15 protein-coding genes are annotated in these 19378 nt (G+C 73.6%); 4 read left to right on the top strand and 11 right to left on the bottom strand.

What is annotated here, in order from left to right; all coding sequences use genetic code 11:
• Positions 1-61 precede the first annotated feature (61 nt).
• The 6 genes from OG618_RS22300 to rsmI form a co-directional block, all read right to left on the bottom strand.
• Positions 62-988 (bottom strand): 4-(cytidine 5'-diphospho)-2-C-methyl-D-erythritol kinase, encoded by a 927-nt coding sequence (locus OG618_RS22300; protein WP_329489299.1) that lies wholly within the window; start codon positions 986-988, stop codon positions 62-64.
• Positions 985-1869 (bottom strand): 16S rRNA (adenine(1518)-N(6)/adenine(1519)-N(6))-dimethyltransferase RsmA, encoded by an 885-nt coding sequence (gene rsmA, locus OG618_RS22295; protein ID WP_329489298.1) that lies wholly within the window; start codon positions 1867-1869, stop codon positions 985-987. The genes OG618_RS22300 and rsmA overlap by 4 nt, the downstream gene beginning before the upstream one ends.
• A gap of 112 nt (positions 1870-1981) precedes the next feature.
• Positions 1982-2860, bottom strand: a complete 879-nt coding sequence (locus tag OG618_RS22290) for a TatD family hydrolase (protein ID WP_329489297.1) — start codon at positions 2858-2860, stop codon at positions 1982-1984.
• Positions 2860-4482 carry a methionine--tRNA ligase gene (metG, locus tag OG618_RS22285; RefSeq protein ID WP_329489296.1) on the bottom strand — a complete coding sequence of 541 codons (1623 nt, stop codon included), beginning with the start codon at positions 4480-4482 and terminating at the stop codon, positions 2860-2862. Before metG ends, OG618_RS22290 begins: the two co-directional genes overlap by 1 nt.
• A gap of 165 nt (positions 4483-4647) precedes the next feature.
• Positions 4648-5073 carry a hypothetical protein gene (locus OG618_RS22280; protein WP_329489295.1) on the bottom strand — a complete coding sequence of 142 codons (426 nt, stop codon included), beginning with the start codon at positions 5071-5073 and terminating at the stop codon, positions 4648-4650.
• Between the two features lie 235 nt (positions 5074-5308).
• Positions 5309-6166, bottom strand: coding sequence for a 16S rRNA (cytidine(1402)-2'-O)-methyltransferase (gene rsmI, locus OG618_RS22275; RefSeq protein ID WP_396488731.1), 858 nt, complete (start codon positions 6164-6166; stop codon positions 5309-5311).
• A gap of 106 nt (positions 6167-6272) precedes the next feature.
• Here rsmI and OG618_RS22270 point away from each other — a divergent pair, with 106 nt between their 5' ends.
• Both OG618_RS22270 and OG618_RS22265 read left to right on the top strand, forming a co-directional pair.
• Positions 6273-8093 (top strand): dolichyl-phosphate-mannose--protein mannosyltransferase, encoded by a 1821-nt coding sequence (locus tag OG618_RS22270; protein ID WP_329489293.1) that lies wholly within the window; start codon positions 6273-6275, stop codon positions 8091-8093.
• 171 nt (positions 8094-8264) lie between these two features.
• Complete coding sequence (locus tag OG618_RS22265; RefSeq protein ID WP_329489292.1) at positions 8265-10031, top strand: penicillin-binding transpeptidase domain-containing protein; 1767 nt, start codon at positions 8265-8267, stop codon at positions 10029-10031.
• 24 nt (positions 10032-10055) lie between these two features.
• Here the strand turns inward: OG618_RS22265 and OG618_RS22260 are convergent, their stop codons facing one another.
• The 5 genes from OG618_RS22260 to OG618_RS22240 form a co-directional block, all read right to left on the bottom strand.
• On the bottom strand, positions 10056-11465 hold the full coding sequence (locus OG618_RS22260; protein ID WP_329489291.1) for a glycosyltransferase 87 family protein: 1410 nt from the start codon (positions 11463-11465) through the stop codon (positions 10056-10058).
• Between the two features lie 132 nt (positions 11466-11597).
• A complete protein-coding gene (locus OG618_RS22255) occupies positions 11598-13091 on the bottom strand; it encodes an amino acid permease (protein WP_329489290.1) in 1494 nt (497 codons plus the stop codon).
• A 267-nt stretch (positions 13092-13358) separates the two neighbouring features.
• On the bottom strand, positions 13359-14867 hold the full coding sequence (locus OG618_RS22250; protein WP_329489289.1) for a penicillin-binding transpeptidase domain-containing protein: 1509 nt from the start codon (positions 14865-14867) through the stop codon (positions 13359-13361).
• Positions 14867-16198 carry an FtsW/RodA/SpoVE family cell cycle protein gene (locus OG618_RS22245; RefSeq protein ID WP_329489288.1) on the bottom strand — a complete coding sequence of 444 codons (1332 nt, stop codon included), beginning with the start codon at positions 16196-16198 and terminating at the stop codon, positions 14867-14869. The genes OG618_RS22250 and OG618_RS22245 overlap by 1 nt, the downstream gene beginning before the upstream one ends.
• A 97-nt stretch (positions 16199-16295) precedes the next feature.
• Positions 16296-16820: a DUF1269 domain-containing protein gene (locus OG618_RS22240; RefSeq protein ID WP_329489287.1), complete on the bottom strand. Its 525-nt coding sequence runs from the start codon at positions 16818-16820 to the stop codon at positions 16296-16298.
• Positions 16821-17157: 337 nt separating this feature from the next.
• Between OG618_RS22240 and OG618_RS22235 the strand changes: the two genes are divergently transcribed.
• On the top strand, positions 17158-18477 hold the full coding sequence (locus tag OG618_RS22235; RefSeq protein WP_329489286.1) for a VWA domain-containing protein: 1320 nt from the start codon (positions 17158-17160) through the stop codon (positions 18475-18477).
• Between the two features lie 2 nt (positions 18478-18479).
• Positions 18480-19358: a peptidase gene (locus tag OG618_RS22230; RefSeq protein ID WP_329489285.1), complete on the top strand. Its 879-nt coding sequence runs from the start codon at positions 18480-18482 to the stop codon at positions 19356-19358.
• The last annotated feature ends 20 nt before the right edge of the window (positions 19359-19378 follow it).

The raw sequence follows: 19378 nt of genomic DNA, 5'->3' as shown, positions 1-19378 counted from the left end.
ACGCACCCCATTCGGGGTCGCCCCGATCTCCCCAGCCTAACGGGGAAGCCGGCGGGGCCCGCTACGGCAGTGCGCCAGCCCCCGGGACCGGGCCGTACGTCGCGTGCGCGGTGCGGCAGGTGCCGGACGCGCGCAGGGCCTCGGCGACGGCGGCCGCCGCCTCGGCGTCCTTGGCCAGGAAGGCGCAGGTGGGGCCGGAGCCGGAGACCAGGGCGCCGAGGGCGCCGGCCTCGGTGCCGGCCCGCAGGGTCGCGGCGAGCGACGGGCGCAGCGAGAGGGCGGCCGACTGGAGGTCGTTGGCGAGCGCACCGGCCAGCGCGACGGGGTCACCGTCGGCGAGGGCGGCGAGCAGGGCGGGGTCGGCGTCGGGGGTGGGCACCTCGGTGTCGCCGGAGCCGGTGCCGGCCTCCTCCCGGAGGCGGTCGCACTCGCGGAAGACGGCGGGGGTGGAGAGTCCGCCGTCGGCGACGGCGAAGACCCAGTGGAAGGTCCCGGTGACGGGCAGCGGGTCCAGGATCTCGCCGCGTCCCCGGCCCAGGGCGACGCCGCCGAGGAGGGCGAAGGGCACGTCGGAGCCGAGTTCGGCGGCCAGTTCCAGCAGCGTCCCGGCGGGGGTGCCGAGCTCCCACAGCGCGTCGCAGGCCACCAGGGCGGCGGCGCCGTCGGCGCTGCCGCCGGCCATCCCGCCGGCCACCGGGATGGCCTTGGCGATGTGCAGCCGCACGTCCGGGTCGCCGAGGCCGTGCCGGGCGGCGAGCAGCCGGGCCGCGCGGGCGGCGAGGTTGCTGTCGTCGAGCGGGACGGCGGCCGCGTCGGGGCCGGAGCAGGTGAGGGTGACGCCCTCGCCCGGCCCGGCGGCGCTCGCCGTCACCTCGTCGCCGAGGGCGACCGCGAAGAAGACGTTGGCCAGGTCGTGGAAGCCGTCGGCGCGCAGCCCGCCGACTCCCAGCTGGACGTTGACCTTGGCGGGGACGCGTACCGTGATCACTCGGACTCCGGCTTCACGGGCTTGTGCTCGGCGATGGCGGCGAACTGCTCCACCGTCAGCATCTCGCCGCGCAGCTTGTGGTCGATGCCGGCGCCGGCGAGCGCCTGCTCGGCCGCGGCCGGGGAGCCGGCCCAGCCGGCGAGGGCGGCGCGCAGGGTCTTGCGGCGCTGGGCGAACGCGGCGTCGACGACGGCGAACACCTCGGTGCGGCTCGCGGTGGTCCGCGGCGGATCGCGGCGGATCAGCGAGACGAGCCCGGAGTCGACGTTCGGCGCGGGCCAGAACACGTTGCGCCCGATGGCGCCGGCCCGCTTCACCTCGGCGTACCAGTTGGCCTTGACCGAGGGGACGCCGTACACCTTGTTGCCGGGCTTGGCGGCGAGCCGGTCGGCGACCTCGCTCTGCACCATCACCAGGGTGCGCTCGATGCTGGGGAAGGTCGCCAGCATGTGCAGCAGCACGGGGACAGCCACGTTGTAGGGCAGGTTGGCGACCAGCGCGGTGGGCGGCGGGCCGGGCAGCTCGGTGACCTCCATGGCGTCGCTGAGTACCAGGTCGAAGGCGTCCGCCTTGCCGGGCAGCCGGGCGGCGACGGTGTCCGGCAGGTGCCGCGCCAACACCGGGTCGATCTCGACCGCGGTGACGTGCCGCGCGACCTCCAGCAGGGCCAGCGTCAGCGACCCGAGCCCGGGCCCGACCTCCACCACGGAGTCCTCGGCCGTCACCCCGCCCGCCCGGACGATCCGCCGGACGGTGTTGCCGTCGATGACGAAGTTCTGGCCGCGCTGCTTGGTCGGCTTCACACCGAACGCGGCGGCCAGCTCCCGCACGTCGGCGGCGCCCAGCAGGTGGATGTCAGAGGTGGGATCGGTGGTGCTCACGCGCCAAGGATACGGGCGCGGGGAGCCCCCGGGGTTCGGCCACCGCGGCGGGGGCGCTCACCACCGGGTGCGGCGGCGCGCATGTCCCGGCGGAGCGCCCGGTCCGGTCGGGTCAGTACCCGAAGGCCCTGGCCGTGTTCGCCGCGATGGCGGTGGCCAGCTCGTCCTCGTGCAGCCCCAGCGTCGCGGCCATCGAGCGGACGGTGACCGGGATCAGGTACGGCGCGTTGGGGCGGCCGCGGTACGGGTGCGGGGTGAGGAAGGGCGCGTCGGTCTCGACCAGCACGCGGTCCGGCGGGGTGGCGGCGAGGGCGTCCCGCAGCGGCTGGTTGGCCTTGAAGGTGACCGGTCCGGCGAAGGACAGGTACCAGCCGTGCTCGGCGCAGGTCCTGGCCATCGCGGCGTCGCCGGAGTAGCAGTGGAAGACGGTCCGCTCGGGGGCGCCCTCCGCCAGCAGCACCGCGATGACGTCCTCGTGGGCGTCGCGGTCGTGGATCACCAGGGCCTTGTCGTGCCGCTTGGCCATCTCGATGTGCCGGCGGAACGACTCCTTCTGGATCTCCACGCCCTCGGGACCGGTCCGGAAGTAGTCCAGGCCGGTCTCGCCCACGGCGCGGACCTGCGGCAGCGCGGCGAGCGCGTCGATCTCGGCGAGGGCGGCGTCGAGCGCGGCGGCGCCGCCGGCCGGGCGCTGCTGCCCGGACCAGCCGTCCGGGTCGCCGAGGAAGATCCGCGGCGCCTCGTTGGGGTGCAGGGCGACGGCCGCGTGCACCTGCTCGAACTCGGCCGCCAGATCGGCGGCCCAGCGCGAGCCGGGCACGTCGCAGCCCACCTGGACGACGGTGGTGACGCCGACGGAGGCGGCGCGCGCCAGGCCCTCGGCGGGGGTGCCGGACTGCATGTCCAGGTGGGTGTGCGAGTCGGCGACCGCCACCGCCAGCGGGGCGGGCAGCGGCGGTGGCGTCGACCGGTCGTCGTCCTTCTTCGCCATCAGGCGGCGGGCTTCTCTTCGAGGCGCGGGAACAGGATCTCGCCCTTGGTGACGGTGGCGCCGGCGGGCAGCCGGCCCCAGTCCGCCGCGGTGGCGACGGTCTGCGCGGACAGCGCGCCGAGACCGGCGGCCTCGGCCCCGAGCGAGACCCAGAGCTTCTCGGCGGTGGCCGGCATCACCGGGTTGAGCAGCACGGCGGTGGCCCGCAGCGCCTCGGCGGCGGTGTAGAGGATGGTCGCGAGGCGCGCCCGGCCCTCCTCGGACTCGTCCTTGGCGACCTTCCAGGGCGCCTGCTCGGTGAGGTAGCCGTTGACCTGCTTGACGAACTCGAAGACCGCCGCGAGGCCGCCGGCGAAGTCCAGCTCCTCGCCGATCTTCCGGTCGGCGGTCGCGACCGCCGCCGTCAGGCCGTCCGCGACGGCCTGCTCGGCCGGGCCGTGGGCCGGCGAGGCCGGCAGCGCCCCGTCGAAGTACTTGCCGACCATGGCCGCCACCCGGGAGGCCAGGTTGCCGAAGTCGTTGGCCAGCTCGGAGGTGTACCGGGCGGTGAAATCCTCCCAGGAGAACGAGCCGTCGGTGCCGAACGGGATGGCCCGCAGGAAGTAGTAGCGGTAGGCGTCCACGCCGAAGTGCGAGGTGAGGTCCTGCGGGGCGATGCCGGTCAGGTTGGACTTGGACATCTTCTCGCCGCCGACCATCAGCCAGCCGTTGGCGACGACCCGCTTGGGCAGCGGCAGTCCGGCGGCCATCAGCATGGCCGGCCAGATCACCGCGTGGAACCGCAGGATGTCCTTGCCGACCAGGTGCACGGAGACCGGCCAGAGCTCGGCGAAGCGCTCCGGGTCGGTGCCGTAGCCGGCCGCGGTGATGTAGTTCTGCAGCGCGTCGACCCAGACGTAGAGGACGTGCTTCTCGTCCCAGGGCAGTGGCACGCCCCAGTTGAAGGTCGAGCGGGAGATCGAGAGGTCCTTGAGGTCCTGCTCGACGAAGCGCAGCACCTCGTTGCGGGCCGTGGCGGGCTGGATGAAGTCCGGGTTCGCGGCGTAGAACTCCAGCAGCTTCGGGCCGTACGCGGAGAGCCGGAAGAAGTAGTTCTCCTCCTCCAGCCACTCGACCGGCCGCTTGTGCACGGCGCAGAGCTTCTCGCCCTCGGTGGCGCCGTCCAGCAGCTCGGCGGGGAGCTTGTACTCCTCGCAGCCGACGCAGTACGGGCCGGAGTAGCCGCCCTTGTAGATCTCGCCCTTGTCGTAGAGGTCCTGGACGAACTCCTGCACCCGGTCGGTGTGCCGCTCCTGGGTGGTGCGGATGAAGTCGTCGTTGGCGATCTCCAGGTGCTGCCAGAGCGGCTTCCACGCCTCCTCGACCAGCTTGTCGCACCACTCCTGCGGGGTGACGCCGTTGGCCTCGGCGGTGCGCAGGATCTTCTGACCGTGCTCGTCGGTGCCGGTCAGGTACCAGACCTTCTCGCCGCGCTGGCGGTGCCAGCGGGTCAGCACGTCGCCCGCCACGGTGGTGTAGGCGTGGCCCAGGTGCGGGCGATCGTTGACGTAGTAGATCGGGGTGGTGACGTAGTACGCCGGGGTCGCGTCCCCGGTGGTGCTGTGTTCTGCAGTGGCCGCCATGGTCGGCAAGCTTAATCGGGTACGGGGGCGGCCCTCGACCCGTGCCCACCGGGGGCCGGCGCCGCCCGCCCGCCGGCGCCTCGCGCCGGTCCCCGGTCGGCTCCCGCTCCACCGGGTCGTCCGGCCGTCGGTCCGCCGACCGGCCGCCGAACCGTCCTCCCGGGCTCAGCCCGTCACGCGCGCCCAGAGCCGGGCCAGGCGTCCGCGCGGCGCGGCGGGCGCGGCCACCGGCTGGGAACCGGCCGGCTCGGCGTGCGCCGAGTAGCCCGGGGCGTGCTGCCAGGACTTGTCCGCGCTGGCCACCCGGCCCTCGCGCATGATCCGGACGGTGTGGCCGCCGCAGCCCGGGCAGGTCGGCTTGAGCAGCGGCGACGGCACCCGGACACCGTTGGCGTGGTACTCGAACACGACGTGCCCGTCCCGGGCCATGTGGTGCTCGATGTCATACGCCTGCTCCCAGCCGTATCCGCAGCTCAGGCAGGCGAAGGAGTAGGCCTCCCGGACGGTCTCGACAGGGGTCTGCGGCCGGCCGGTCAGGCCGGGGTCGCTCAGCGCATTGCCACCGCGGGGGCTACCGATCGTCTCGCTCATAGCAGTCTCCCAGCGCCCGCCGGACGCTCGCCCGGCTGGGTCTTTCCATCCCAGGAAATGCCCGGATCGCCCCGGCCGATGCCCCTCTTGTGAAGACTTGGACGCGGATTGGGAATCCCTATACGAAAGGGTGGATCCTGACCGAAAACCACGGCCAAAGCTTCAGCTCGGCGGGCGTTTACCGGGGCCTTCACTCCAAGGTACGCGCCCCCGTCACGCCCGGCACCTGCGGCTTTCAGGCCGGGCCGGCCGGCGTGTTCTTGGCCGCCACCACCGCGTCGAACACCTCCCGCTTGGGCAGCGCCAGCTCCGCCGCGACCGCCGCGATGGCCTCCTTGCGGCGCTCCCCGGCCTCCTCCCGGACAGCCACCCGGCGGGCCAGCTCGGCCGGGGTCAGCTCGGCCGGGGCGGCCGGCGGGGCGCCCGCGACCACCACGGTGATCTCGCCCCGGACCCCGTCGGCGGCCCACTGCGCCAGCTCGCCGAGCGGGCCCCGCTTGATCTCCTCGTAGGTCTTCGTCAGCTCGCGGCAGACCGCGGCGGGGCGGTCGGCGCCGAACGCGAGGGCCATCGCGGCCAGCGTCTCGGCGATCCGGTGCGGGGCCTCGAAGAAGACCATGGTGCGCGGCTCGGCGGCGACCGTGGCCAGCTGGCGCGCCCGGTCCCCGGTCTTGCGCGGCAGGAAGCCCTCGAAGGTGAAGCGGTCCACCGGCAGGCCGGACAGCGCCAGCGCGGTGAGCACCGCGGACGGGCCGGGCACCGCGGTGACCTTGACGTCGGCGGCCACCGCGGCGGCCACCAGCCGGTAGCCGGGGTCGGAGACGGACGGCATCCCGGCGTCGGTCACCAGCAGCACCCGGGCGCCGCCCAGCAGCGCCTCGACCAGCTCGGGGGTGCGGCCGACCTCGTTGCCCTCGAAGTAGGAGAGCACCCGCCCGGCCGGGGTCACCCCGAGCGCCTGGGTGAGCCGGCGCAGCCGCCGGGTGTCCTCGGCCGCGATCACGTCCGCGGTGGCCAGCTCGGTGAGCAGCCGGGGCGGGGCGTCCGAGACGTCGCCGATGGGGGTGCCTGCGAGAACGAGTACTCCTGTCACGGGCCCCATCCTTGCAGTAACCGGGCCCCGGGTGTTTTTGGTGACGATTCGGGCAGCTTCGGAGGGAGCCGTCCTCCCCGAGGGAAGCGCCCCTACGATGTGGCGGATGAACGGCGACACGGCGGCGCAGACGCCCACTGGTACAGACCACACCGCGCAGGGTGGCGTCGGCGTGCCGGTCCTGACGGACCAGGCGTCCCCCGCCGTCCCCGCCCCGCGCGCGTCCGGGGAGGAGGAGCGCCCGGATCCGTCCTGGCTGCGGCGCCTGGCCCGGCACGGCTACACCCCGCCGCCGAAGGCCACGCTCGCCGAGCGGCTGGTGCCGCCGATGCCGGACGGCCCGGGCGTGACGCCGGCCCGGGTCGCCCCCTCGCCGGTCCTGCTGCGGCTCGGCGTAGCCGTGCCGGCGCCGCTCTGGTCCTGGCTCTGCCGCTGGGCCGGCTGGCTCGGCCCGCTCCTGGTGGCCCTGTTCGGCGGACTGCTCCGGTTCAGCGGCCTCGGCGAGCCGAACGCGATCATCTTCGACGAGACGTACTACGCCAAGGACGCGTACGCGCTCTGGCACGGCGGCTACGAGATCAGCTGGCCGGACGGCGCCAACGAGCAGATCATGGCGGGGTCGGCCGTGCCGTACCGGCCGGACCCGAGCTACGTGGTCCATCCGCCGGTCGGCAAGTGGATCATCGGCGCGGGCGAGCAGCTGTTCGGGATGAACCCCTTCGGCTGGCGGTTCGCGGTGGCGCTGCTCGGCACGCTGTCGATCCTGATGGTGGCCCGGATCGCCCGCCGGCTGTTCCGCTCGACCCTGCTGGGCTGCGTCGCCGGTCTGCTGCTCGCCGTGGACGGCCTGCACTTCGTGCTCAGCCGGGCGGCGCTGCTGGACCTGGTGGTGATGTTCTGGATCCTCGCCGCGTTCGGCTTCCTGCTGCTGGACCGCGACCGCACCCGGGCGAGGATCGTCGCGCGCCTGGGCGGTGCGGCGGACTCCGCCCTGGCCCAGCGGCTGAACCTCGGCTGGCGCCCGTACCGGATCGCGGCCGGCGTCTGCGTCGGTCTGACGTGCGCGACCAAGTGGAGCGGCCTGTACGTGGCCGCCGCCTTCGGTGTGCTGACCGTGCTCTGGGACGCCGGTTCGCGCCGGCTGGCGGGCGCCGGCCGCCCGTACCTGTGGACGCTGGTCCGGGACGTGGTGCCGGCCTTCGTCTCGATCGTGGTGGTCTCCGCGGTGGTCTACGTGACCTCCTGGTGGGGCTGGTTCGCCAGCAGCACCGTGCCCGGCCGGGGCGGCTACGGCCGGGACTGGGCGGTCGGCCGGGACACCGCGTTCCCGTGGATCCCGGAGGGCCTGCGGGCGCTCTGGCACTACCACTCCACGGTGTACGACTTCCACACCCACCTGAGCGATCCGCACACCTACCAGTCCAACCCGTGGAGCTGGCTGGTGCTCGGCCGACCGGTCTCCTTCTTCTACGAGTCCCCGAAGCAGGGCCAGGCCGGCTGCACCGCGAGCGACTGCGCCCGCGAGGTGCTGGGCATCGGGACCCCGCTGCTCTGGTGGGCCGGCGTGGTGGCGCTGGTGTACTGCCTGTGGCGCTGGGCCGCCCGGCGCGACTGGCGGGCCGGCGCGGTGCTCTGCGGCCTGGCCGCCGGCTACCTGCCCTGGTTCGCCTACCAGCAGCGGACCATCTTCCTGTTCTACGCGGTGGCCTTCGTGCCGTTCCTGGTGCTCGCCGTGACCATGCTGGTCGGCGCTCTGATCGGGCCGGCCGGGGCGTCCCGCGACCGGCGGATCATCGGTTCCGCGGCGGCCGGGCTGCTGGTGCTGCTGATCGTCTGGAACTTCCTCTTCTTCTACCCGCTGTACACCGGGCAGACGATCCCGATGGACGACTGGCGCAAGCGGATGTGGTTCAACACCTGGATCTGACGGTCCCGGGGTGGGAACCGTACCGACGTGGTGCGCGACACGTACCAGATCCGTCACAAGACCCGGGCGTTTCGTCGGCGCACCGAGTTCGGCTGCCTAGGCTGGTCACCGAACGCGTATCCGGCCACCTCCGGCTGCGGCCAGTCGCCAGACCCTTGGGGGAACAGCACCATGCGCAGAGGCGCCAAGATCGGCATCATCACCGGCGTTTCCGTCGCCGTGCTCGCGGGCGGCGGGTACGGGGCCTACAGCCTCGTCGGGTCGGGCGGCTCCGACACCGCCGAGGCCAAGAAGGCCCGCACGGTGGTCGCCGAGCCTCCCAGCGCCGAGCAGGCCGCGGCCGGGGCCAAGGACTTCCTGGAGGCCTGGGCCGCCGGTGACATCGCCAAGGCGGCCGGGCTGACCGACGACCCGGCGGCCGCGACCGCCGCGCTGACCGCGTTCAAGGACCAGGTCAAGCCCAGCGCGCTGACCCTCGCGCCGTCCGGCCCGGCCACCCCGGCCGCCTTCGCCTCCGCGACCGGCACGCCCTCGCCGGGCGCCAAGCCCGCGGCCGCCACCGGCTCCGCGGCGCCGACCGCGGCGGGCACCGAGTCGCCGTCGGCCTCCGCCTCCGCCGCCCCCTCCGGGGTGCTGATGGGCTTCAAGGCCCGCGCCGAGTTCGAGGGCACCAACCGGGTCTGGGACTACAACGGCTTCCTGGGCGTCGTGAAGATGAGCGACAACACCCCGGCCGTGCACTGGGCCCCGTCGGTGATCCACCCGCACCTGACCGCGGGCGAGGTGATCGCCACCCAGCCGGTCTTCGCCCCCGCGGGCAACGTGGTCGACCGCAACGGCAAGGCGCTGCAGGGCGCCTCGATCACCCCGGCGCTGATCTCGACCCTCCAGGACAACGCCCGCAAGCTCCTCCAGGCCGACCCGACCAAGGACCAGAGCGACGCCGGAAGCGGCGTGGTGATCACCGACGCGGCCGGCAAGGGCGTCACCGACAAGCTGTTCACCATCGTCGAGCCGAAGCCGGCCAAGCCGTTCAAGGTCACCATCGACAACGCCGTGCAGGCCGCCGCCGAGAAGGCGATGGCGGACCTGGGCGGCAAGCAGGGCTCGATCGTGGCCATCGAGCCGAGCACCGGCCAGGTGCTGGCCTTCGCCAACGCGCCGGCCACCGGCCAGAACCGGGCCTTCGTCGGCCTGCTGGCCCCGGGCTCGACGATGAAGATCGTCACCTCGGCGGCCCTGCTGGAGGCCGGCGTCAACCCGGACACCCCGGTCGCCTGTCCGGTGAAGAGCAGCAACCCGAAGGCGATCCCGAACTCGTTCCCGGACGCCTACCCGAACAACACGCTCCAGCAGGACTTCATGATCTCCTGCAACACCGCCTTCATCGACCAGGGCCTGGCCAGCCTCAAGCCGGCCACCCTCGGTGCCACCGCGAAGGACGTCTTCGGCATCGGCCTGGAGTGGAAGACCGGCCTGCCCAACGTCGACGGCCGGGTGCCGGACCCGGGCGCCAACAAGGACGAGCAGGCCATGCAGTCGATCGGCCAGGGCAAGGTCCAGATGAACCCGCTGGCCATCGCCTCGATCACCGCCACGGTGCAGAGCGGTGAGTTCAAGCAGCCGATCCTGGTCGCCGACCTGCCGCAGCAGAAGGCCGCCCGCAACCTCTCCGCGGACGCCGACGCCAAGCTGAAGGCGATGATGGCCGCCACCGCCAAGGACGGCACGGCCAAGGCCGCGATGGCCGGCATCTCGGACAACGCCGGTGCCAAGACCGGCTCGGCCGAGGTCGCCGGGATGGACACCACCAACAGCTGGTTCACCGCCTACCGGGGCAACATCGCCGTCGCCGCCGAGGTCCAGGCCGGTGGCCACGGCGCCGACGCGGCCGGCCCGGCCGTCGCCGCCGTCATCAAGGCGGCCGGCAACCGCTGACGCCCGGTCGGCGCCGCCCCGCGGTCAGCCCCGGGGCAGCGCCGGCTCCGGCCGGGTCAGCAGGCAGCCGGTCGGCACCGGCGGGCTCCCGCTCCACCGCCGGGCGGCCAGCCGGGGCCAGATCACCAGGACGGCCGGCAGCGCCAGGTAGCCGAAGCGCCCGGCCGGCGCCAGCATGAACGCGATCGCCAGCCCCGCCGCCAGCAGGTCGGCGGCGGCGATCGCGGAGACCGGCGGCCGGGCCAGCAGCCAGATCGCCACCCCCAGCCCGCCCACCGTCATCAGCGCCAGCGACACGGTGTGCCCGGTCGGGCCGAACCCGGCCAGCACCTTGCCGGGCAGCGGGCTGCCGGCCGGCGTCTGGATCGCGGTCAGCCCCAGGGGGAACCGCACCACCTGTTCGCGCAGCTCGTCGGCCCGGACCAGTACCGAGGGCAGGATCACCAGCAGGCCGGTGCCGAGCGCGGTCAGTCCGGCCCGGGCCGCCGGGCGCCGCCCGTAGAGCCGCCATAGCAGCAGGACGGCCACCGGCAGCGCCGGCCAGGCCGTCCACTTCAGGGTGCAGGCCAGGGCGAGGACCAGCCCGGCGCCGATGGTGCGGTCCCGTTCGGCGAGGGCCATGGCCAGGCAGCAGACCCCGATCAGCGGCAGGTCCACCCCGCCGACCGCCAGGGCCAGCGCGATCAGCGGCGAGGCGGTGAGCACCGCGAGCGGCAGCAGCGGGGCCCGGTCCCGGGACGGCCGCAGCAGCCGCCAGCTGGCCAGCAGGCAGGCCAGGAAGGTCAGCGCGAACCAGATCCGGGCGTCCCCCACCACCTGCGCCACCGGATTGCCGCTGCCCACCAGGGCACGCGGCATCCCGAACAGCGTCATCGCCGGCAGGTAGGGGTTGTAGTCGGTGACCACCACCGGGTGCGGCAGGTACGGGCTGCCGGTGGTGAGCAGCAGGTGCGCCGAGCGCTCGACCACCATCACCTCGGACTGGTGGCGCCCCTGCAGCGCCAGCAGCGCCAGCGGCACCAGGACGGCGCCCAGGAGGGCGACCCCGGCGGCCGCACGGGCCGCCCACCGGCGCGGCAGGACCAGGCAGAACAGCCCGGCGAGGGCGTACGCGGGGGCCGCGACGGTCCCCCAGAGCCGCTGGTTGGGCAGGTCCGACACGAGCGGGAAGGCCGCCGCCCAGCCGGCCGCCACCAGGCAGCCGAACAGCTGGACGCGCCGCAGCGCGGCGAGCCGGGTCGGGTTCAGCCGATCGGGCGGGGTGCCGGTGGACCGGTCACCACGCTGACGGGGGAACGGCCGGGGCGCCGCCGTACCGCGCGGACGGTCTCGTCGGGTCGGCGGCCCGGCCTCTGCGGGCGGGGCCGGCGCGGCCCCACGGCCGGTGAAGCGGCCGCGCGGGCGGGAGTAGCCGGGCGTGCGGGTGCTCACCATGGTGGAAGGTTATGGGCGGGGGCCACGCCGTGTCGCCATCTCCGGGCCGGGAGTCTGCGGTGGCACGGACGGGGCCGTCGAGTGGCATTCGCCCTTCGACGGCCCCGTCCGCGGGTGCTCGGTACGCGAATCTCAGCCGGCCGGGTTGTCGGCCGTGGCGTCGGTCGGCCGCGCCGCCTTCTCCAGCTTGGAGTGCTTCATGCTGTAGCCGAAGTAGACGACCACGGCGAGCGTCAGGGCGATCGCTCCGGCCCGGAACGTGTCGGCGTGCAGGCCGGTGATCAGGTAGATGCAGAAGCCGACGCTGACCAGCGGGACGACCGGGTAGCCGGGCACCTTGAAGCCGCGCGGCAGGTCGGGCTGGGTGCGGCGCAGGATGATCACGCCGACCGAGACCACCGAGAAGGCGATCAGGGTGCCCAGGCTGGTGATGTCGGCCAGGACGTTCAGCGGGATGAAGGCGGCCAGCGCGCCGACGCCGAGGCCCACCACGATGGTGTTCCAGACCGGGGTGCCGGTGCGCGGCGAGAGCTCGGCGAAGCGCTTGGGCAGCATGCCGTCGCGGCCCATCGAGTACAGGATGCGGGTCTGGCCGTAGATCACCACGAGGGTGATGCTGAAGATCGAGATGATCGCGCCGATCGCGAAGACGATGGCAGGCCAGCTCTGGCCGGTGATGTCCTGGAGGATCTGGGCGAGGCCCGCCTCCTGGCCGTCGAACTTCTCCCAGGGCTGCGCGCCGATGCCGGCCAGCGCCACCAGGATGTACAGCAGGGTGACCACGACCAGCGAGATGATGATCGCCATCGGCAGGGTGCGGCGCGGGTTCTTGACCTCCTCACCGGCGGTGGACACGGCGTCCAGGCCGATGAACGAGAAGAAGATGCTGGAGGCCGCCACCTGGACGCCGCCGATGCCCAGCGGCATGAACGGGGTCAGGTTGCCGGAGTGGAAGCCGGTCAGACCGACCCCGATGAAGAGCAGCAGGATGAGGATCTTGATGCCCACCATGGCCGCGTTGACCTTCACCGACTCGCTGACGCCTCGGATCAGCAGGATGCAGACCATCGCGACCAGCAGCAGGGCCGGCAGGTTGAACCAGTGGGTGCTGTCGGGCGCCCCGGAGATCGCCTCGGGGATCTTGAACCCGAAGGCCAGGTCGAAGAACTTGTTGAGGTACTCGGCCCAGCTCACCGCGATCGCGGAGGCCGAGACGCCGTACTCCATCAGCAGGCAGATGCCGACAGCGAACGCGACGCCCTCGCCGAGGGTGGCGTAGGCGTACGAGTACGAGGAGCCCGAGACCGGGATCGCGGAGGCCATCTCGGCGTAGCAGAGCGCGGTGAGGCCGGCGGTGACCGCGGCGATCACGAAGGAGAGGATCACGGCCGGACCGGCCGACGGCACGGCGGTGCTGAGCACGAAGAAGATGCCGGTGCCGATGGTGGCGCCGATGCCGATCGAGGACAGCTGCCAGAGGCCGATCGTGCGGCGCAGGTGGATACCGGAGCGTCCGCCCTCCTCGGGCGCACCGGCGGGAAGGCCGTCGCGGCCCTCGCTCTCGGCGATCAGGGTCGAGACGGGCTTGCGCCGCAACAGGCGCGCGCCGAGGGCGTTGCTGGCCAAAACGAGGATCCTTGCTGGGCGAGGGAGGGTGTCCTAGCGGCCGGTCACTCGACGCGCCGTGGGGTGCCATCGGGGACCAACCGAACAAAGATGGGACAGTACCCCGCGAATGCACCAGTGTCGCAAACGAACAGTCGCGCGGTGCGCATTGTACGAATCGTCGCACTGGCATGCACAAACCGGACACTTCGCAAACGGCGGATCTTGGACCGAGCCGCTAAGCCGCAGGTCAGCGACGTGCTCCCGGCGCACGGGCCGTTCCGCCCCTCACCGCCCGAGGACGGCCTGCATCACCGACCGGGCGATCGGTGCCGCCAGCGCGCCGCCGGTGACATCGGTCGCGTCGCTGTCCGCGATCACGACCGCGACCGCCACCGGCGCCACCGCGCCGGAGCCGGCCGGCTTGGCCCAGGCGATGAACCAGGCGTAGGGCGTCCCGGAGTTGTCCACCCCGTGCTGGGCGGTGCCGGTCTTCCCCCCGACCACCGCCCCGCCGATCCGCGCGTTGCGCCCGGTGCCGTTCTCCACCACGTCGGTCATCAGTCGCTGCACCTGCCCGGCCACCGCCGGGCTCATCGCCTGCCGGTACGCGGCCGGGCGCATCAGCTGCACGGTGGTGCCGTCCTGCTTGGTCAGCTTGTCCACAAGCTGTGGACGCATCACGGCGCCGTTGTTGGCGACCCCGGCCGCGACCATCGCCATCACCAGCGGGGTGGCCGCGGTGTCGAACTGGCCGATCGAGGAGAGCGCCAGCTGGGACTCGTTCATCCGGGTGTCGAAGTTGGAGCGGGCCGGCCGGACCGGGACGTCCAGCCTCGGGTCGTTGAAGCCGAAGTCCGCGGCCGTCTCCACCATCCGCTCCAGCCCGACCTGCACCCCGAGGTAGCCCAGCACGCTGTTGCAGCTGTGGACCATCGCGGTGTCCAGCGACTGCCCCGGCTCGTCGCACACCGGGGTGTCGTTGACCAGCGGCGTCGTGGTCCCCGGCAGGACGTACGGGTAGGGCGCGCCGGTCGGCGCGTCCGGGTCCGTGACGACGCCGTGCTGCAGCGCGGCCGCGGCGGTGACCACCTTGAAGGTCGAGCCGGGCGGGTAGGTCTGGCGCAGCGCCCGGTTGAGCATCGGCTGGTCGGCGTCGGCCTGCAGCCGGTTCCAGGCCTCCTGGTCGACCGCGGAGGAGCCCGCGAAGCTGCCCGGGTCGTACGAGGGGGTGCTGGCCAGCGCCAGGATCCGGCCGGTGGCGGGCTCGATCGCGGCGACCGCGCCCTGCTGCCCGCCGAGTCCGCGCATCGCGGCCTGCTGGGCGGCCCGGTCGATGGTCGTGTAGACGTCCCCGCCGGGGTTCTGCTTGCGGGCGACGGCGTCCCAGACCGCCCAGCTCGCCAGCCGGCTGTCCGTCCCGGAGAGCAGGTCGTCCTCCGTCCCCTCCAGCTGGGTGTTCCCGTAGGCCTGCGAGGAGTACCCGGTGACGGCGGCGTACAGCGGGCCGTCGGTGTAGGTGCGCTTGTAGTCGTACCGGCCGCCGGTGGGTTCGGAGCCGGTGACGCTGTCGGCGCCGACCAGCAGGTTGCCGCGCGGCTGGGAGTACCGCTCGATGGTGAGCCGCTGGTTGGCCGGGTTGTGGTCCAGCTCGTCGGCCCGGAACACCTGGACCCGGGTGGCCTGGACGCACAGCGCCACGGTCAGCAGCAGGCAGAAGGTGCCCGCGCGGCGGCCGGTGACGGAGATCCCCGGCCGGCCCTGCGGCCCGCCGCCCCGGGAGCGGCCGAGCGCCATCAGACCTCCCCGGCGGACGGGCGGCGGGCGATGTCGCTCATCCGCACCAGCAGCGCGACGATGATCCAGTTGGTGACCACCGAGGAGCCTCCCTGGGCGACGAACGGGAGCGTCATCCCGGTCAGCGGGATGAGGTCGAGCACCCCGCCGGCCACCACGAACACCTGGAGGCCGACGATCGACGCCAGCCCGATCGCGAGCAGCCGGCCGAACGGGTCCCGCAGCGCGATGCCGGTGCGAAAGCCCCGGGCGACCAGCAGCGCGTACAGCAGGAACAGTGCGATCAGCCCGGTCAGCCCCAGCTCCTCGCCGATGGTCGCGAGGATGAAGTCGGACTTGGCCGCGAACCCGATCAGCACGGAGTGCCCGTTGCCGAGGCCGCTGCCCAGCTCCCCGCCCCAGGCGAAGGCGAACAGCGACTGGGCGATCTGGTTGGCGCCCCGCCCCTCGGCGATCGAGCCGAGCGGGTCCAGCCAGTCGTTGACCCGGCTGTGCACGTGCGGCGAGAGCCAGCCGACCCCGACCGCGGCCACCGCGGCCAGGAACAGCCCGATGGCGATCCACCCGCTGCGCGCGGTCGCCACGTAGAGCATGACCACGAAGAGGCCGAAGAAGAGCAGCGAGGTGCCGAGGTCGGTCTCCAGGACGAGGACGCCCACGAAGGCCGCCCAGATCAGCAGGACCGGCCCGAGCACCCGCCCGCGCGGCAGCTGGAACCCGAGCACCCGGCGGCCGGTCAGCGCCAGCGCGTCCCGGTGGACCGCCAGGTAGGCGGCGAAGAAGACCGCCAGCAGGATCTTGGCGAACTCGCCCGGCTGGAACGAGAGCGGTCCGACGGTGATCCAGATCCGCGAGCCGTACACCGGCGGGAAGAAGATCGGCAGCACCAGCAGCACCAGCGCCACCAGGGCGCCGATGTACGCGTAGCGCCGCAGCCGCTTGTGGTCGCGCAGCAGCACCACCACCGCGATGAACAGCGCCACCCCGAGCGTGGACCAGAGCAGCTGGGTGGGGGCCGCGCCGCCGCCGGGAGTGGCCCGGTCCAGCCGGTAGATGACGACCAGTCCGATCCCGTTGAGCAGCACGCCGATCGGCAGCGGCAGCGGATCGGCGTACCGCGCCCGCCAGCGCACCACGGCGTGCGCCAGCAGCGCGAGCACGCCGAGCGCGGCGCCGTACTCGGCCGCGTCGGCGGGGACCGTGCCGTCGATGTTGACCCCGACCTCGGCGTAGCCGAGGACGGCGATCAGCACGGCGGCCAGGACCAGCGCGAGCTCGGTGTTGCGCCGGGTCCGCACCGTCCGGCGGGGCCGGCCGGCGGTTCTCGTCACGGCGGAGGGTGTCGCCACGGACCGTCCTGGGTGTCCTGCTGCGCGGGTGTGCTGCTGACGGAACGACGGCCGGGGCGGCCGGCCCGGCGGGTGCGGCTCAGGCGGAGGCCGGGGCGGAGGCCGGGGCGGGCTGCACCCGGGACGCCTCGACGGTGGCCCTGAGTTCGGCCTCGGCCCCGGCGGAGAGCGAGGTCTGGATGATCCGGCCGCCGTAGCGGGCCAGCGCCGGCACGACCTTGTCGGCCGTGGCCCGGCGGACCAGCAGGAACACCGCGGCGGTGCCCGGCTGGAGGTGCTCGGCGACCTCGCGCATGAAGTCGTCGTCCACCCCGATGTCGGTGGAGGCGCCGACCGCCGCGCCGGCGGCGCCGCCCACCGCCGCGCCGAGCAGCGGCATGAAGAACAGCAGACCGATGACGCCGCCCCAGAGCGCTCCCGAGGCGGCGCCCGCACCCGTGGTGCTGACCTGCTGGTGCAGCTTGATCCTGCCGTCCTCGCGGCGTTCCACGACGACCGCGTCCTCCAGGTCGATCAGCTTCTGGGTCTGCAGTCCGACCGCCTCGTTGCGCACCGCCTGGGCGGTGGCCAGATCCGGGTAGGCGATCGCGAAGAGATTGCTCATGCGCTGGTCCTTCCAATCCGTCGGACGTACCGGCCGGGCGCGGGCGCCGGTGCCCCGGTTCGTCACCCTAACGAGCGCTATCCGCAGATATGGGCTCTTGCGGCCGGTGTGTCCCGCCCCGTCGAACCGGCCCGCCGTCACCCGCACCGCCGCCCGGCCCCGCCACCGCTCCCGCCGCCGGCCGTCCGACCGGCGCCCGCCCCGACCCGGGCGGCGCACGCCTCGGCAACCGGCGGCCGATGTCCCACCGGCGCCCGGGAGTTCGCGCCGGAGTCCGGCGGCCCGTGCACCGGACCGCGTTGGCCATGGCGAACTGATGATCCCTAGGATCGGGCGGGTGACTACCGGACGACGCCCGAAGGCCAGGCTCGGCAGCCTGCTGGCCGCCCTGGCGATAACAGGCGGCGCGCTGCTCAGCGGCCTGCCCGCCCATGCCGACGAACCATCAGCCGGCAACGCCGGCAAGGAAGCCCCCCGGGTCGACCTCGTCCTGGACGTCAGCGGCTCGATGCGAGCCACCGACATCCAGGGCAAGAGCCGCATCGCGGTGGCCCAGCAATCCCTGAACGAGGTGATCGACGCCCTGCCCCCGGAGACCGACTTCGGCATCCGCACGCTGGGCGCCAACGTCCCCGGCGAGGCCGACAAGGCCCAGGGCTGCCTGGACACCAAGCAGCTCTTCCCGGTCGGCAAGACCAACAAGGTCGAGGCCAAGACCGCGGTCGCCACCCTGCGCCCGACCGGCTGGACCCCGATCGGCCTGGCCCTGCGCGGTGCCGCGCAGGACCTCGGCAAGGGCGAGACCACCCGCCGGGTGGTGCTGATCACCGACGGCGAGGACTCCTGCGCCCCGCCGGACCCGTGCGACGTGGCCCGTGAACTCGCCGCCCAGGGCATCCACCTGGTGATCGACACCCTCGGCCTGGCGCACGACGACAAGACCCGCCAGCAGTTGCTCTGCATCGCCAACGCGACCGGCGGCACCTACACCGACGTCCGCACCCAGGAGCAGCTCACCGACAAGGTGAAGCAGCTGGTGGACCGCTCCAACGACACCTACACGGTGGCGCCGGTCAAGACGGCGGGCACCGACAAGTGCGAGAGCGCGCCCGTCCTCACCCCCGGTGTCTACAGCGACCGGGAGAAGTTCTCCGAGCACCGGGTCTACCGCGTCCCGGTCAAGGCCGGGCAGGAGCTGCGCGCCTCGGTCAGCGTCGCCCTGGACCGCGGTGTCGCCCGTGACTACGGCGTCCTGCTCCAGGCCACCAGCGCCACCGGCCAGGAACTGGTCCGCGGCACCGACGCCGGCAGCGGCCGGACCGACGTGATCTCCACCGGTCTGCGCTGGTCCACCGACGACTCCAAGGGCTACGCCTCCGCGACGCCGTCCGCCTCGCCGAGCGGCAAGCCGGAGACCACCGTCTGCCTGGTCGTCAGCAACTCGCTGGCCGCCCTGCCCGGCGTCCAGGCCGACCCCGGCCTGCCGCTGGAGCTGACGGTCGACCTGTCCGCCGCCTCGCCCGCCCCGGACGGCCCGGCGATGGGTCTCGGCCGCGGCTGGATCCTGCTGCTGGTGCTCACCCTGGCCGGCCTGCTGACCGGCCTGCTGTTCGGCTGGATCGCACGCTGGCGGATCGCTGTCTGGCGGGAGAACTGACCATGCGTACCTCGACGACCCGCGCCGCGCTCGCCGCGCTCGCCCTGCTCCCCGCCCTGGTGCTGGCGGCCCCCGCGGCCTCCGCCGCCTCACCGTCCCCCTCCGCCAGCGCGAGCGGGACGCCCGCCCCGGCCACCAAGGCCGGAACGTCCTTCCTGACCGCCATCAACCTGGCCCCCGGCCAGGACGCCAACGTCGCCGCCTCCACCGGCGACTACCTGTACTGGGCGTTCGGCGCCTCCGAGGGCCAGACCGCGACGGTCGGCCTGACCGTCGGCCTGGCCCCCTCCGCCGACCGGCACGGCCCGCAGACCTGGAGCGTCGAGGTGTTCGACGGGCTGCGCCGCCGCCAGTCCTGCACCGCCGGCACCCAGAACGCCACCGCCGACCCGGCCGCCGCCTCGCTCGCGCTCAGCTGCACGCTGCGCGAGGTCCGCTCCTGGGCCGAGCCATGGTCCGGGGACCCGCTGCCCGGCACCTACTACGTACGGCTCTCGCTCGCCGACGCCCCGCAGCCGGACCTCGGCCTCGCCGCCTCCGTCCAGCTGCACGTCAGCGCCAAGGGCGACGCCGACAACGCCCAGCCGGAGGGCGGGGAGCTGAAGGCCCCGCTGGTCCCGCCGGTCGGCGGCGGCGCCGCGACCGCCAAGGCGGCCGCCCCCGAGGAGGCCGAGGAGCACTGGTACACCGGCTGGTTCTCCGGCTGGAACAGCCGGTGGTTCTGGACCCTGGCCGGCGGCGTGCTGGCGGCCCTCGCCGGGGTCGCCGGCTACACCCTCACCCGCCACCCGCACGGCCGCCGGCCGGCCCGCTACGGCTCCGTGCCGCCGCAGGCCGGTGCCCCGCAGCCGGGCCCGTACGCGGGCTCGGGCCAGCCCTGACGGCACCCGACACCTCCCGA

This window comes from Kitasatospora sp. NBC_01246, assembly GCF_036226505.1.
GTDB lineage: Bacteria > Actinomycetota > Actinomycetes > Streptomycetales > Streptomycetaceae > Kitasatospora.
The sequence above is the reverse complement of the archived record's forward strand: the minus strand, read 5'-3'. Positions and strand labels throughout refer to the sequence as shown.

Coding starts and splice junctions, on each gene's coding strand:
- OG618_RS22290 (WP_329489297.1), bottom strand. CDS start 2,860: ATGGCGAAGAAGGACGACGACCGGTCGACGCCACCGCCGCTGCCCGCC.
- OG618_RS22260 (WP_329489291.1), bottom strand. CDS start 11,465: ATGGTGAGCACCCGCACGCCCGGCTACTCCCGCCCGCGCGGCCGCTTC.
- OG618_RS22265 (WP_329489292.1), top strand. CDS start 8,265: ATGCGCAGAGGCGCCAAGATCGGCATCATCACCGGCGTTTCCGTCGCC.
- metG (WP_329489296.1), bottom strand. CDS start 4,482: ATGGCGGCCACTGCAGAACACAGCACCACCGGGGACGCGACCCCGGCG.
- OG618_RS22240 (WP_329489287.1), bottom strand. CDS start 16,820: ATGAGCAATCTCTTCGCGATCGCCTACCCGGATCTGGCCACCGCCCAG.
- OG618_RS22230 (WP_329489285.1), top strand. CDS start 18,480: ATGCGTACCTCGACGACCCGCGCCGCGCTCGCCGCGCTCGCCCTGCTC.
- OG618_RS22270 (WP_329489293.1), top strand. CDS start 6,273: ATGAACGGCGACACGGCGGCGCAGACGCCCACTGGTACAGACCACACC.
- OG618_RS22250 (WP_329489289.1), bottom strand. CDS start 14,867: ATGGCGCTCGGCCGCTCCCGGGGCGGCGGGCCGCAGGGCCGGCCGGGG.
- OG618_RS22280 (WP_329489295.1), bottom strand. CDS start 5,073: ATGAGCGAGACGATCGGTAGCCCCCGCGGTGGCAATGCGCTGAGCGAC.